We start from the raw sequence: 14,093 nt of genomic DNA on the forward strand, positions 1-14,093 counted from the left end.
CCACCACAAGCGAAAGAACAAGAACAATGTCTGAATTCATCTTCATGCTCACCCACAACGACCGCACCGTCGACAACGCCTTGGAGGTCCTCGAGCAGGTCAAGGACACCGGGCTGCGCCACATCGGCTTCAAGGACGTCGGCGCCACCGCCGAGAAGGCACGTGAGCTGACCGCCGCCGCGCACGCCGCGGACCTGGTGGTCTACCTCGAGGTGGTTTCGGTCGACAAGGCTGATGAGATGGACTCCATCGACGCCGCCATCGCCGCCGGCGTGGACTGGATCGTGGGCGGCAAGTTCGCCGCCGAGGCCGTCGAGAAGCTCGCCGGCACCGGAATCAAGTTGGCCCCCTTCCCCGGCCGCGTCGCCGGGCACCCCAGCGCACTGCTCGGCACCATCGAGGAGATCACCGCGCACGCCGCCGAACTCTCCAAGCTCGAGGGCGTCCACGGCGTGGACCTGCTCGCCTACCGCCACGCCACCGTCGATCCGCTGGAACTCACCGCCGCCGTCGCCCGCGTTGTCGATGGGCCCACCATCGCTGCCGGCTCGGTCGTCAACGAGGACCAGATCCGCGGTCTCGCCGAAGCCGGCGTCTGGGGCTTCACCATCGGCGCGGCCATCTTCGACGGCAAGCTCCCCGGCGAAAAGGACGTCGTGTCCCAGGTCCGCACCGCCCTGTCCTACGCCGACGCCGCCGCCGGCGCCCGCGTCTAATCAGAACCCGCACCGCCAGTACACTGGATTTATTGCCCCAGGGAGGACACCATGTCAGGTCGCCGGCCAAATCTTGCAGAACAGGTTCGAGATGAACTCACCGAGCTCATCAGCAACGGCACGTATAACGTCGGCGACCGGCTCCCCAACGAGGACGAAATGTCGGTGAAGTTCGCGGTCAGCCGCGCCACGGTCCGCGAAGGCTACCGGGCATTGATCGACGCCGGGTACCTTTCCCGCCTCCATGGCAAAGGCACCTACGTCACCAGGGTGCCACAGCGCCACGCGCTGGACCTGAACGTCAGCTACACCGCGATGATTCAGGCCGCCGGGTTCACCCCCAGCATCCGGATCATCTCCCAGCGCGTGGTACCCGCCGATGACGGCGACCGGGCCCGGCTCCGCCTGGACCGCGGGGCCGAGGTCGTCATCGTCGAACGGGTCCGGTTCGCCGATGCCCGGCCCGTCGTCTACAGCCTCGACCGCATCCCTCTGGCCCTCGTGCCCCAAGCGGCCCGGTCCAACCTCGGCCCGTCCCTGTTCGACCTGCTCGAGACCCTCAACTACGGCGTCCGGAACGGGCGGGCCAAGCTGCTCCCCGTCCTCGCCGGACCCCCTGAGGCCGCACAGCTCCAGGTCAACGAAGGCGTTCCGCTGCTCTACTTCGACGAGGTCGACTACGACATCAACGGCACCCCGGTGCTCGCCTCCTTCGAGTGGCACACCAGCGACGTCTTCGAAATGTGGCTCAACCGCCGCGCCCAGCCACCCGCCCACCAGGTCCAGGCCGCTCCGGCCCTCTCAGAGTCACGGAGCTGACCGGGCAACAACCACAAACACCGGACACACGGCCGGGCACGCTCCCCAGCGTGCCCGGCCGTTCCCGTTGTGGAGGTTGTCCGGCCGGAGACTGCCTTATACGGGCTCGTTAAAGACGTGACAACGCCCTGAACACCGATCGACGGTAGGGTTGCCGTGACCGGGTCCCGCTGGCTGGCGGGAAGCTCGATCGAAGCGTGGGAGCCCGCCGCGAGGACAGCGGACGCCCACGTCGAACGGCCGTACAGGCCTCGTTGGGCTCAATCGCCTCAGATGTGTGAAGGACGTATGACAAGCACGGGCTACCAATCCGAATCGCGCCTCAGCGGGGCTGAAGCCCCGGAGTGGGCGCGGCTGGAGGACCTTTCCAGAACCCGCCTTCTGGACACACCATCGGAGGAGCGCTTCGACCGGATCACGCGGCTCGCTCAGGGGCTTTTCGGTGTCAGTGCGGCCAGCATTTCCTTGATCGCCGAGGACCGGCAATTCCTGAAATCTTTCGTCGGTCCGCTCGCCCGCGAGTCGGAGCGGCGTGACACGTTCTGCACCGAGGCGATCAAGTCCTCGGGAACCATGATCGTGGAGAACGCCCTCACCGACGAACGCTTCCGGCAGAGCCCGCTCGTGACCGGCAATCCCCATATCCAGTTCTACGCGGGCCATCCCCTCACCGGGCCCGGCGGCACGCATGTCGGAACGTTCTGCATCATCGACCAGGCGCCCCGGGTATTCAGCGCAGAGCAGCAGAAGATCCTCGAGGACCTCACTGAGATCATCCAGCGCGAAATGAACCTTTCGTGGGACATCGACAACGGAGCCCGGGTGCAACGGGCCCTGCTTGCGCCCACTCCCCCTGCACCGGCCGGCTACTCGCTGGGCACCTGCTTTTACCCTGCCTCCGGGCTTAGCGGTGACTTCTACGAGCTCGGCATGACCGCGGCCGGCCAGTTCCGCATTACCGTCGGCGACGCCATGGGCAAAGGTATCGGTCCGGGAATCGTGGCCGGCACCGTCCGGTCCGCCTTCGCCCACACCGGCTGGGAAGCCGGGCCGTCCCGAATCTTCGAGGACGTGTCGGGGAGCCTCGACGATACCTTGGCCCGTGTGGGCTCCTATGCCACGGTGTTCCACGCGCTGATCGACCCTGCAACCGGCACAGGCCACTATGCGGACGCCGGCCAGGGACTGAGCTATATCCTCCGTTCCGACTTCACGATTGAACGCCTGTCCCCGACGGGGCCGCCACTGGGCCTGATACCCGGGCAAAGCTGGGAAACGCACACCTTCCGGCTCGCCCCGGGCGATGCCCTCCTGGTTCCGACGGACGGCCTCCTGGACCTGCACGGCGGTGACCTCGGCCGTCTCGCCGCAGCCCTGGACAGCCGCCAGGCGCAGGATCATCCGGACACCGCCGTGAAGAAACTCTGCGACCGGCGGGGAAAACACGGCATCCTGGACGACATCACTGCGGTCCTGCTCCAGCGCGAACCAGAATCCGCCTAAGTGCGCCCGTCCCGGGTGCCGCACCGAGGCCCGGCAGGATGCCCACTCACCCCTCGCGAAAGGACGCTCGCGTGACCGAAACGCCGCGCTACCCAGACCCGGACCGCGCCGACGCGCCACAGCAACGCTCCGGGAGCGCCGTGCAGCTCTTCGGGGTACGGCTCCTCGTGCTCCTGACGTTGCTGGCCGGCGTCAACTACGTGGCCTGGCGCTGGCTGGCGTCACTGAACTGGGACGCGTGGTGGATCGCCGTGCCGCTGGTCGCCGCCGAGACCTACAGCCTGATCGACGTGCTGCTCTTCGGAATGACAGTCTGGCGGCTAAAGTCCCGCACACCGCCGGCACCGGCCCCCGCGGACGCCACGGTTGACGTTTTCATTACGACGTACAACGAGCCGCTGGAGCTGGTGATGACGACGGCGCTTGCCGCCCAAAAGATCCGGCACCCGCACAGCACCTGGATACTTGACGATGGTGACAGGCCCGCGCTCCGGCAACTGGCCGCGGCGAGCGGACTGGGGTACGTGACCCGAAGCGCGGAATGGAGCGGGATGCCCCGGCACGCGAAAGCGGGGAATCTGAACAACGCCCTGATGCAAACCGAGGGCGAGTTCCTGCTCATTCTCGACGCGGATCAGATCCCCGAACCGGACATTCTGGACAAGACGCTGGGCTACTTCAACAACCGCAAAGTCGCCCTCGTCCAGACGCCCCAATATTTCAGCAACGTCCCGGCCGACGATCCCCTGGGCAGCCAGGCGCCGTTGTTCTACGGCCCCATCCAGCAGGGCAAGGACGGCTGGAACGCTGCCTTTTTTTGCGGCTCCAACGCCATCCTCCGCAGGGAGGCCCTCATGCAGCTGGGACTGTCGGGGTACGTCAAGGAAACCGAGAAGAGTATCCGGCGCGCCCTCAGCGCATCCCGGGCGGCTATCCGCAAGGCACGCAAAGCGGCAACCGACGAATCCTTGCTGATTCAGCACACCCTCGACGAGGTCGAAGCGGCAACCGAAGAGGCCCGCCGCCGGCTCGACGCCGGCGACTCACTCAGCGAAATCACGTACCGGGCACGACGCCGGGTGGACCAGGCCGTCCAGGCACTGGTGCTGGCCGATGTGTCCGCCCTTCAGGCCGACCTGAAGGAAATTGCCGCGATGGCGCCGGTGGAGGTCGGTGACGCCGGAGTGCCCGTGGTGACCGATGATGCTGTGCAGCGCATGGCGGCCAGGGACTGGTCTCCCCTTGGGGCAATCGAGTCCGTGCAGGCGGTGCTGGACGCGTTATCGGTGGAACGGACCGACGAGGCCCAGCCGGTCATGCCGCTGGCCACGATTTCCGTGACGGAGGACATGGCGACTTCCATGCGCATGCACGCCATGGGCTGGCAAAGCGTCTACCACCACGAGGTCCTGGCCTACGGGCTGGCACCGGAAGACATCGGCACCATGCTGACCCAGCGCCTGCGCTGGGCCCAGGGCACCATCCAGGTGTTTCTGCGGGAGAACCCGCTCCTTCAGCGCGGGCTGAAGCTGGGCCAGCGGCTTATGTACTTCGCAACGATGTGGACCTACCTCAGCGGCTTCGCCGCCGTCGTCTACTTCGCCGCGCCGATCATTTACCTGCTCTTCGGGATCCTGCCCGTCACCAGCCTGAGCGCCGACTTCTTCCTGAGATTCATTCCGTTCATGGTGGTCAACCAGCTCCTCTTTGCCGTTGCCGGCAGAGGCATCCCCACCTGGCGCGGTCAGCAGTACAGCCTCGCCCTGTTCCCCACCTGGATCAAAGCATGTACGACGGCGGCCCGGAACGTCTGGTTCGGGCATCCCCTCGGCTTCGCCGTCACGCCGAAGGACCGCCAGTCTGGAGGTCCACGATGGAGCCTGATCCGCCCACAGATCGCCGTGTCGGTCGTACTGTTCATCGCGTCGGTTGTTGGGATTGGGCGGCTCGTTGCCGGAATGTCCGAGCCGATCGGCACACTCGTCAACGTATTCTGGGTGGTGTTTGACCTGATCGTCATGAGCATCCTGGTGCGGGCCGTCCTGTACCGCGGATACTCTGCCGGCGGTTCCGGCGATGACCCCGACACGAGCAACGAGACCTCCACCGAAAGGGCCCTCCGTGGACCTGAGCTATGAAGTGAAAGACAGCTACGCCGAGATAACAGCCGCCGGCCGGCTCAACATGGTGTCGGCGCCGAAACTGCGGGAAATGGTGGCGGAAGTTGTCGCTTCGGGCTCGGCCCGGATCGTGATCAACCTCGAAGCGACAGCGTTCATGGACTCGTCCGGGCTTGGAGCGCTCATCGGGTGCCTCAAGGCCGCGCGGCAAGCCGGTGGCGACCTTCGGATCGCGGCCGTCCAGCCCCAGGTTCAAATGGTCCTGGGCCTTACGAGCATGGACAAAGTCCTGACGTCGTACCCCTCCGCGGCTGAAGCTTTCGGGGATGACTGACATTCTCGCCCGGCGGACGCTCCGCCAGACGGCACTTCCGGAAGCCATCGAGGCCGTGCATACCGAGCTCGACAAACTGTGGGATGACGCTTCCTTCGTTCCGGACCTGGACCGCATGACGTTCGCCACGGCCGTGATCGAAGCTGCCAGCAACGTGGTGCAGCACGCCGTTCCCGAATCCACGAAGCCCGTGGAACTCGGGGTCGACATCAGCGCTACGTCCGTCAGGCTGGAGGCCCGGGTCAGTGCCTTCAATGCCGTCTGCCCCGACCCCATTGACACTGACGCCGCCATGCCCGACGGCGAGGCTGAATCAGGGCGCGGGCTCGCCCTTATTCGCGCCCTGGTCACCACCGTGACATTCAAGCGCCAGGACGGGACGAACACCTGGATCCTGTCAAAGTCCCCGCTGCGCGACTGAGCGGAATCCTTGGACAATCCTCGGGATCTCCTGCTTCGTTTGACCCCGGAGCGGAACCGTCATGACGGACACTGGATATTGTGGCTTCCGTAGGCAAGCCGCGTTCCGTCAGGATGCCCCGCTTGGCCGGGGCCCGGCCAAGGAGCCACGATGAAGCCGCTGCTAAGCGTGGCCTGCGTTCTTCTCCTCATGGCGTTCAGCCTGTCCCTCGCGGCGGTACCCGCTCAGGCCGCCTCCCCGTCCCTTAGCCTCAGCCCGGCCAAGGGCCCGGCCGGAACCGCGGTCACCGTCACCGGCACCGGTTTTCCCAAGAAGGGCTCCGGAACTGTGAGCGCCGGAGCCAGTTCCGTCGCCTTCAAGGTCAGTGCCTCTGGAGGCTTCACCGCCGACGTCGTTATCCCGCAAACGTCCCAGCCGGTCCTTGACGTCCAAGCCGTATCCGGAACCGTCAAGGCGTCGACGGGCTTTACGGTCGTGGCGGCCGCGCCGGTGGCGGAACCTTTGCCCCCCGTCATCAGCAGCTCGCCGCTGCGCTTCGGCGTCGGCACCCCCGGCGGGCCGCTGGCCCAAGCGGAATTGGACGGGGCCGCGTCCCTCGCCGGGGAGGCGCCGTCAATCATTCTGTCCTACAAGGACTTCAATCAAGGCCCGCCCATCACGGAGCTGGATGCTGTTCGCAGCCGAGGCGCCGTAGCCCTGCTGACCTGGGAGCCCTGGGCTTGGGGCGGCGGAACCGATCAGCCGGCCTATGCCCTGGACCGCATTACGGCCGGCAACTTCGACCCCTACTTGCGGCAGTGGGGCCAGGCGCTGGCAGCCTGGGGGCATCCAGTGATGGTGCGCTTCGGGCACGAAATGAACGGCAACTGGTACCCCTGGTCTGAGGGAGTCAACGGTAACGAACCCGGCGATTACGCTGCGGCGTGGCGGCACGTCCATGACGTCGTTGCTGCTACCGGCGCCTCCAACATCTCTTGGGTCTGGAATCCCAACGTTCCGTATTGGGGGTCAACCCCGCTCGACGGGCTGTATCCGGGCTCCGCTTACGTGGATGAAGTGGCCCTCGACGGTTACAACTGGGGTACATCAGCAGCCTGGAGCAGCTGGCTTTGGCCATCGGAGCTCTTCGGCCCGGGCCTGTCCGAACTGAGACGGCTTGCCCCAGGCAAACACGTGCTCGTGGCAGAGACTTCATCTGCCGAACAAGGCGGGTCCAAAGCCGACTGGAACACTGCCTTGATCAGCTATCTGGCTGCCCAGCCCGATGTCACAGCAGTTGTCTGGTTCAACTTCAACAAGGAAACAGACTGGCGGATCGACAGCAGGCCCGGCTCCGCCACCGCTCTGGCGTCCGCCCTGGCGGCGCGCCGCAGATAGCCAAACACGCAGGGAAACGGGCCGCTTCCGCCGGCGGAAGCCGCCCCGCCACTGGCGGAAAATTCCATCTTCATGGCCTCAAGGACCACCACCGGGTCCCCGGCCGAGACTTCGGCTCCCGGCTCGACGAGCCATTTCACGACTGTCCCTGCCATGTCCGCGCGCAGCTCCCCCGGGTCGCCGGCGGCGGCACCGCCGTCGGACGCTACCGACACCCCGGCGGGCGCTGAACTGCCCGAGCGGGCCCAGGCGTCCAGCAGATCGGCCGGAAGGCCGACGGCGAGGCGCCTGCCGTCCACGTCGACAGTGATGGTGCGGCGTTCGCCGTCGGGCGCGGTGGTGCTGTAGTCGGGATCGGCAGGGATGCTGTCCGCGAAGTCGGTTTCGATCCAGCGGGTGTGGATCCCGAGGCCGTCCTCGGAGGTGAAGTCCGGGGATTCCAGCACGGCCCGGTGGAAGGGCAGCACGGTGGCGACGCCGGTGATCCGCATTTCGGCGAGGGCCCGGCGGGCACGGCGCAGGGCCTGCTGGCGGTCCGCGCCGGTGACGATCAGCTTCGCGAGCAGGGAATCGAACTGCGGCGCGACGAAGGACCCGGAGCGGACGCCGGTGTCGAGGCGGATGCCCGGGCCGGTGGGCCCGGCGAATTCGCCGATGGTCCCGGGCGAGGGCAGGAAGCCGCGGCCCACGTCCTCGGCGTTGAGCCGGAATTCGAAGGCGTGTCCGCGCGGCGCCGGGTCCTCGGTCAGGCGTAGCGGCTCCCCCGCGGCGATCCGGAACTGTTCCTGGACGAGGTCGATCCCCGTGGTTTCCTCAGTGATCGGGTGCTCCACCTGGAGCCGGGTGTTGACCTCCAGGAATGCCACGGTGCCGTCCGCCGCGACCAGGAATTCCACCGTGCCGGCGCCGGAGTAGCCGGCTTCCCGGCAGACGGCCTTGGCGGCGTCGTAGATCAGCGTAGTCTGCTCTTCGGTCAGGAACGGCGCGGGAGCCTCCTCCAGAAGCTTCTGGTGCCGGCGTTGCAGGGAGCAGTCGCGGGTTCCGACGACGACGACGTTGCCGTGCGCGTCCGCCAGAACCTGCGCCTCGACGTGGCGCGGACGGTCCAGGTAGCGCTCCACGAAGCACTCGCCCCGGCCGAAGGCGGCCACTGCCTCACGGACGGCGGAGTCGAAGGCTTCCTCGACCTCGTCGATGACCCGGACCACCTTCATGCCGCGGCCACCGCCGCCGAAAGCGGCCTTGATGGCGATCGGCAGGCCGTGCTGTTCGGCGAAGGCCCGGGCCTCGGCGGCCGTGTCGACGGGACCGTCGCTGCCGGCCACCAAGGGTGCGCCGGCCCGGACGGCCGCGTCGCGGGCCGTGATCTTGTTGCCGAGCAGCCGGATCGCGTCCGGCGTCGGACCGATCCAGGTCAGTCCAGCGTCCAGAACGGCCTGAGCAAAGTCGGCGTTCTCGGAGAGGAAACCGTAGCCCGGGTGGACGGCGTCCGCTCCGGACTCGGCCGCCACGGCGAGGAGCTTGGGGATGTTCAGGTACGTGTCCGCGGGCGAGTTGCCGCCCAGGCTGAAGGCTTCATCCGCGGCCGAGACGTGCAGGGCGTCGGCGTCGATGTCGGCGTAGACGGCGACGGACGCCAGCTGCGCGTCGTCGCAGGCCCGGGCTATGCGGACCGCGATTTCTCCACGGTTGGCGATCAGGACCTTGCGCATCAGTTACTCGCTTCTTCTGTGGTGGTGGCGTGTTCAGTAGTGCCGTGTTCGGTGGGGTGTTCGGTGGTGGCGGATTCGGCCCAGCGGAAGCGGATCCTGCCGCCGATCGGGACCTGGGCGGCGAGGTCCAGCTGGGAGTCGACCACCACGGCGATCACCGGGTAGCCGCCGGTGATCGGATGGTCGGCCAGGAAGAGCACGGGCAAGCCCTCCGGCGGGACCTGCAGGGCGCCGGCGACGGTCCCTTCGCTGGGCAGTTCGCCCTGCCGGCTGCGCTGCAGCGGCGTACCGTCCAGCCGCATGCCGACGCGGTTGGACTGCGGCAGCACGGCCCAGTCCTGGGCGGTGAAGGAGTCCAGTGCCGCCTGATCGAACCAGTCGGCGCGGGGGCCGGGGACGACGTCGAGGACGGTCACCCCGGTGCCCGGGTAGTCCGGCTGCAGTTCGGGATTTCCGACGACGCCGGTCTCGGCTTCTCCGCCGGCGCCCAGTTGCTGCCCGGCGGCCAGGGGCGCAGGACCGATCCCGGACATGGTGTCGGTCGAGCGGCTGCCCAGTACCGGGGCGGCATCCACCCCGCCGCGGACCGCGAGGTAGCTGCGGAAGCCGCTGTGCGGCGCACCAATGCTGAGCGTTTCGCCGTCGAGCAGCGCAAAGGGAGTCGCCACCGGCACGGTGCGCTGCCACGTATCGCCGGCGTCGTCCGGTGCGGACGCGATACTCAGTTCCGACGGCGCCCCGGCGACGGCGAGGACCTGGTCCCCCACGGCCTGGACCTTGAGTCCGCCCGCGACGGTCTCGATGCCGGCTGCGCCGGGGGCGTTGCCGACGAGGCGGTTGGCCCGGCGCAGCGAGGCCCGGTCCAGCGCGCCGGCGGCGGAGACGCCCAGCCCGGAGTGGCCGTCCCGGCCGAGGTCCTGGATCAGGCTCTGAAGTCCCGGTGAAACGATCCGGATCCCGGCCGTGACATCCTGCCCGGCAATCGGTTCCGGCGCGGTGCCCTCGGCCGCAGGCGCCGCGGCCGGCTCGACAGCGGGCTCCGCTACTGGCTCGACCGCGAGGGCGAGTGCATCCCGGACCGGACGGAACTGCACCCGGTGGCCGGGGGCGGCCAGGGCGGGCGGCTCCCGGTCCAGGTCCCACATCTTGGCGTTGGTGCGCCCGATCAGCTGCCAGCCGCCCGGGGAACGCCGCGGGTACACGGCCGAGTAGTTGCCGGCCAGCGCCACGGACCCCGCGGGAACTGCGGTGCGGGGCGAGCTGCGGCGCGGCACTTCCAGCTGCTGGTTCTCCCCGATCATGTACCCGAAGCCGGGGGCGAAGCCGGCGAAGGCCACGGTCCAGATCTGCCCGGAGTGGGCGGCGATCACGCCGTCGGTTCCCAGGCCGGTGAGCCGTCCGACTTCGGCGAGGTCCTCGCCGTCGTACACGGTGTCGATGACCACCAGCTCACCGTCGCGCTGGACGGGTGCGGTGAGGTCGAGCTGCATCAGGCGGGCGGCGATGCGCCGGGCCGAGGCCGGGGACTCGGCCTTGACCAGGACGGTCTCGGCCGCGGCCAGGATGTCCTGCTGGCCCGGCAGCGGTTTCTCGAGGAGCAGTGCCTGCAGGGCGAGCACGTCCTGCGTGCCGGAGAGCTCAGCGAGGACCGCGCGCGTCCCCACGGCACGCACGGAGCGGACCTTGTGAACTGCGGTTTCGCCTGCTGCGGCGGCTTGTACCTTCAGGGGTTCCCCTGCTGTCTCAATCACGAGTTGCCTCAATCATTGTGCCGGTGAACAGGATCCGCGCCGCTCAGGCGCGGGCATCTTGCAGGAGCCGCTCTTCTTCCTCGGGCTGCGGGTTGCGCCCAATGGCCAGTCCGATCACCGTCACGATCGAGGCGACCGCGAGGTAGCCGGCAATCAGGAACCAGTTGCCGCTGACGGCGAAGAGGGCGGTGAAGACCAGCGGTGCGACGGCGCCGCCGATCACGCCGGCCAGGGTGTAGGCCAGCGAGCTGCCGGCATAGCGCAACCGGGCCGGGAACTGTTCGGTGATGTAGGCAGCCTGCGGGCCGTACATGAAGGCGTGGAACGCCAGTCCGATCACAATGCCGACGGTCAGCATGAAGACCGACTTGCCCTGGATCATGAGGAAGAACAGCGGGATGTATGCGGCCGTTCCGACGGCGGCGACGCCGTAAACGAGGCGGCGGTTGACGCGGTCCGTGAGGGCGCCCGCCGCCGGGATCAGGACCAGCTGGAATGCGGAGCCGATCAGGATGGCGCTGAGGACGTTGCTGGTGGTCATGCCCAGCTCTTTGGTGGCGTAGACGGCCATGAAGACGGTGAGCAAGGAGTACAGCACGTCCGGGCCGACACGGCACAGGGCGGCCGAGACGAGGGCGCGCGGTTCCTTGGTGAAGACATCCTTGATGGGGGCCTTGGCCTGTTCGCCGTGGGCCTTGATGGCCTTGAAGACGGGCGTTTCCTCGAGCTTCAGCCGGATCAGCAGGCCGAAGACCACCAGGATGGCCGAGGCGAGGAAGGCTACACGCCAGCCCCAGGAGAGGAAGTCTTCGTTGCTGAGCGTCGCGGCCAGCACGGCAAGGACGCCGTTGGCCATCAGGTTGCCGGCGGGCGGACCGATCTGCGCGGCGGAGGACCAGAAGCCGCGCTTGCGGGGGTCGCCGAATTCGCTCGAGAGCAGCACGGCGCCGCCCCATTCGCCGCCAACACCGATTCCCTGCGCCAGGCGCAGGAGCACCAGGATGGTGGGAGCGGCCAGGCCGATGGCGGCGTAGCCGGGCAGCACGCCGATCAGCACGGTTGCGATGCCGATGAGCAGCAGGGTGGTCACGAGGACGTTCTTGCGGCCGATCTTGTCACCGAGCCGCCCGAAGATCACGCCACCGATGGGACGGGCGAGGTAGCCCACGGCAAAGGTCGAGAAGGACAGCAGCAGCCCGACGAATTCGTCGTTGCCCGGGAAGAAGACTTTGGGGAACACCAGGGCCGAGGCCACGGAGTAGATCGCGAAGTCGTAGTACTCCAGCGAGGTGCCGGTGAGGCTCGCGACGTAGGCCTTGAGGGCGCCGGGCGGGAGCTTCCTCTTGCCGGCGGCCGGGGTGGCCTGATGCGGTGCTGCAGTCATGGTTTCCTCCAGGTGTGCGGGGTGCTGCCTGTTGCTTGGGTTTAAGTGCGGGTGGTCCCGGCGGAACCGGGGTGTGAAGCGGTGAAGCTGCGGCCTAGACGAAGGCGGCGGTGGTGATGTCCGCGGCGTTGAGCGCTTCGCGGACGGCAGCGGCCATGGCGACGGCCCCCGGGGAGTCACCGTGCACGCAGATGCTTTCGGCGCGGATTTTCAGGATGGAGCCGTCGATGGTGCGGATGGCGGAATCGGTGGCCATCCGGAGGACATGCTCAGTGACGAGAGCGGGGTCCTCCAGCACGGCTCCGGGGAGCGTGCGGGACACGAGGGTGCCGTCCGGGTTGTAGGCCCGGTCCGCGAAGGCTTCGGTCACCGCGCGGAGGCCGGCGGCCTCGGCCAGGCGCAGCACTTCCGAGCCCGGCAGGCCCAGGATGGGCAGGTTCGGGTCAACGGATTTCACGGCGTCGACAACGGCCTTCGCTTGGGCGGTGTGCGAGACGATCGCGTTGTAGAGGCCGCCGTGCGGCTTGACGTACTTAACCGTGCCGCCCTCGACGGCGGCCAGCGCCTGCAGGGCACCGATCTGGTAGACGACGTCGTCGGCCAGTTCGATCGGGTCGATGTCCAGGAAGCGGCGGCCGAAGCCGGCGAGATCGCGGTAGCCGACGTGGGCGCCGATCACGACGCCGGCGCCAATCGCCTCGCGGCAGGTCCGGCGGATGACGCTCGGGTCGCCCGCATGGAATCCGCACGCCACGTTGGCGCTGGAGACCGAGCGGAACATCGCCGAGTCGTCGCCCAGGGTCCAGCGGCCGAAGGACTCGCCAACGTCGCTGTTCAGGTCAATGGTTGCCATTTGTGATCCTCGTCTCATGATAGCCCCCTACTAGGATGCAACAATTTCGCGGATTGTTCAACAATCCGACGATTCAACATTGGGACAATCGTGTAGATTCGGCACTATGACCACTCCCGATGCAGCTGCCGGCTCCGCCCTCGGCGCAGCTGCGGCGCGGCTGCGCGTGACCGTCCCGTCCGTGGCGGACCGGGTGGCGGCCGAGCTGCGCCTGCAACTGGCGGAGGGCCTGCTCCTGCCGGGAGCCCGGCTCACGGAGTCGACCATCGCCGAAGACCTGGGCGTCTCCCGCAACACGGTCCGCGAGGCCTTCGCCGAACTGGCGGCCGAGCGCCTGGTGGTCCGGCACCCCAACCGCGGCGTCTTCGTGGCCAGACTCGAGGCCGGCGACATCCACGACGTCTACACCGTGCGCCGCGCCATTGAAGTCAGTGCGATCCGCGGCGGCGGGAGCCCGGAGCGCGTGGCCGCGGTCCGCGCTGCCGTTGAAGAGGGCAAGGCCGCCGCCGCCGCCAATGACGAGGAGGGCCTGGGCAGCGCCAACCAGCATTTCCATGGCGCGATCGTGGCCCTGGCGGGCAGCCGGCGCCTGGACACGATCATGTCCCAGGTGCTGGCCGAGATGCGGCTGTTCTTCCACAAGGCCACCGTGGACGCGCACTTCTACCGGGGCTACCTGCCGGATAACGAGGAAATCTGCACCGCCCTGGAAGCCGGAGACCTGGACCGCGCCGGCGCGCTGCTGCTGGCCTATTTGAACCGGTCCGAGGAGCGCCAGGCCGCCGTCCACGGCGAGTGAACGATTCCATGGAATCGATTCCATGATTTGATTTGAGCGCGAGAGGCGGCAGCAGTGACGGGACCATCCATCACCATCAAGGACGTGGCGGCACTGGCCGGCGCCTCCCCCGCCACGGCGTCCAGGGTGCTCTCCGGAAACCCGGCAACCTCCGCCGAGTCCCGCCAGAGGGTGGCCGCCGCCGTCACCCAGCTGGACTTCCACCCCAACGCCCAGGCGCGCGCGCTCCGTTCCACCGGGACCAACGTCATCGTGACGGCAGCGCCCCTCAATTCCGCCCCTATGTATTGCGGCTTGGGGCACC

The 14,093-nt window shown here is 67.9% G+C and carries 12 protein-coding genes and 1 pseudogene; 9 read left to right on the plus strand and 4 right to left on the minus strand.

The genetic code is table 11. The features are described 5' to 3' along the window. Positions 1–26 precede the first annotated feature (26 nt). From AC1DZV_RS21055 to AC1DZV_RS21085, 7 genes and pseudogenes are all read left to right on the plus strand, one after another. Positions 27–716, plus strand: coding sequence for a beta/alpha barrel domain-containing protein (locus tag AC1DZV_RS21055; protein ID WP_476950983.1), 690 nt, complete (start codon positions 27–29; stop codon positions 714–716). A 51-nt stretch (positions 717–767) separates the two neighbouring features. Beyond that, positions 768–1,535, plus strand: coding sequence for a GntR family transcriptional regulator (locus AC1DZV_RS21060; RefSeq protein ID WP_476950982.1), 768 nt, complete (start codon positions 768–770; stop codon positions 1,533–1,535). Positions 1,536–1,823: 288 nt separating this feature from the next. Then, positions 1,824–3,038 (plus strand): PP2C family protein-serine/threonine phosphatase, encoded by a 1,215-nt coding sequence (locus tag AC1DZV_RS21065; protein WP_476950981.1) that lies wholly within the window; start codon positions 1,824–1,826, stop codon positions 3,036–3,038. 140 nt (positions 3,039–3,178) lie between these two features. Then, positions 3,179–5,176 (plus strand): glycosyltransferase family 2 protein, encoded by a 1,998-nt coding sequence (locus tag AC1DZV_RS21070; protein WP_476951029.1) that lies wholly within the window; start codon positions 3,179–3,181, stop codon positions 5,174–5,176. Beyond that, complete coding sequence (locus tag AC1DZV_RS21075; RefSeq protein ID WP_079552596.1) at positions 5,160–5,492, plus strand: STAS domain-containing protein; 333 nt, start codon at positions 5,160–5,162, stop codon at positions 5,490–5,492. Before AC1DZV_RS21070 ends, AC1DZV_RS21075 begins: the two co-directional genes overlap by 17 nt. Further along, a complete protein-coding gene (locus AC1DZV_RS21080) occupies positions 5,485–5,913 on the plus strand; it encodes an ATP-binding protein (protein ID WP_243178209.1) in 429 nt (142 codons plus the stop codon). The genes AC1DZV_RS21075 and AC1DZV_RS21080 overlap by 8 nt, the downstream gene beginning before the upstream one ends. A gap of 189 nt (positions 5,914–6,102) precedes the next feature. Continuing rightward, a pseudogene (locus tag AC1DZV_RS21085) lies at positions 6,103–6,981 on the plus strand (glycosyl hydrolase); the annotation flags it as partial. Between the two features lie 176 nt (positions 6,982–7,157). Here the strand turns inward: AC1DZV_RS21085 and AC1DZV_RS21090 are convergent. The 4 genes from AC1DZV_RS21090 to AC1DZV_RS21105 all read right to left on the minus strand — a co-directional run bounded on the left by AC1DZV_RS21090 (position 7,158) and on the right by AC1DZV_RS21105 (position 12,990). Then, entirely contained in the window at positions 7,158–9,002 is a 1,845-nt protein-coding gene (locus AC1DZV_RS21090; protein WP_476954508.1) for an acetyl/propionyl/methylcrotonyl-CoA carboxylase subunit alpha, read from the minus strand. Next, positions 9,002–10,750: a 5-oxoprolinase subunit B/C family protein gene (locus AC1DZV_RS21095; protein WP_476954513.1), complete on the minus strand. Its 1,749-nt coding sequence runs from the start codon at positions 10,748–10,750 to the stop codon at positions 9,002–9,004. Before AC1DZV_RS21095 ends, AC1DZV_RS21090 begins: the two co-directional genes overlap by 1 nt. A 46-nt stretch (positions 10,751–10,796) precedes the next feature. Continuing rightward, positions 10,797–12,137, minus strand: coding sequence for an MFS transporter (locus AC1DZV_RS21100; protein ID WP_243178206.1), 1,341 nt, complete (start codon positions 12,135–12,137; stop codon positions 10,797–10,799). 94 nt (positions 12,138–12,231) lie between these two features. Beyond that, complete coding sequence (locus AC1DZV_RS21105; protein ID WP_476946245.1) at positions 12,232–12,990, minus strand: LamB/YcsF family protein; 759 nt, start codon at positions 12,988–12,990, stop codon at positions 12,232–12,234. Positions 12,991–13,096: 106 nt separating this feature from the next. On the opposite strand from AC1DZV_RS21105, the gene AC1DZV_RS21110 reads away from it, so the two are divergent. Together AC1DZV_RS21110 and AC1DZV_RS21115 are read left to right on the plus strand one after the other, a co-directional pair. Further along, positions 13,097–13,789 (plus strand): GntR family transcriptional regulator, encoded by a 693-nt coding sequence (locus AC1DZV_RS21110; protein ID WP_476954509.1) that lies wholly within the window; start codon positions 13,097–13,099, stop codon positions 13,787–13,789. Between the two features lie 54 nt (positions 13,790–13,843). Then, the coding region (locus AC1DZV_RS21115) for a LacI family DNA-binding transcriptional regulator (RefSeq protein ID WP_476954510.1) at positions 13,844–14,093 on the plus strand (250 nt) is incomplete at its 3' end.

This window comes from Arthrobacter sp. P1_D12, from assembly GCF_056406175.1.

Excerpts from the sequence above, each read along its gene's own strand:
- AC1DZV_RS21055 (WP_476950983.1), top strand. The coding sequence starts at position 27 with ATGTCTGAATTCATCTTCATGCTCACCCACAACGACCGCACCGTCGAC.
- AC1DZV_RS21060 (WP_476950982.1), top strand. The coding sequence starts at position 768 with ATGTCAGGTCGCCGGCCAAATCTTGCAGAACAGGTTCGAGATGAACTC.
- AC1DZV_RS21065 (WP_476950981.1), top strand. The coding sequence starts at position 1,824 with ATGACAAGCACGGGCTACCAATCCGAATCGCGCCTCAGCGGGGCTGAA.
- AC1DZV_RS21080 (WP_243178209.1), top strand. The coding sequence starts at position 5,485 with ATGACTGACATTCTCGCCCGGCGGACGCTCCGCCAGACGGCACTTCCG.
- AC1DZV_RS21090 (WP_476954508.1), bottom strand. The coding sequence starts at position 9,002 with ATGCGCAAGGTCCTGATCGCCAACCGTGGAGAAATCGCGGTCCGCATA.
- AC1DZV_RS21100 (WP_243178206.1), bottom strand. The coding sequence starts at position 12,137 with ATGACTGCAGCACCGCATCAGGCCACCCCGGCCGCCGGCAAGAGGAAG.
- AC1DZV_RS21105 (WP_476946245.1), bottom strand. The coding sequence starts at position 12,990 with ATGGCAACCATTGACCTGAACAGCGACGTTGGCGAGTCCTTCGGCCGC.
- AC1DZV_RS21110 (WP_476954509.1), top strand. The coding sequence starts at position 13,097 with ATGACCACTCCCGATGCAGCTGCCGGCTCCGCCCTCGGCGCAGCTGCG.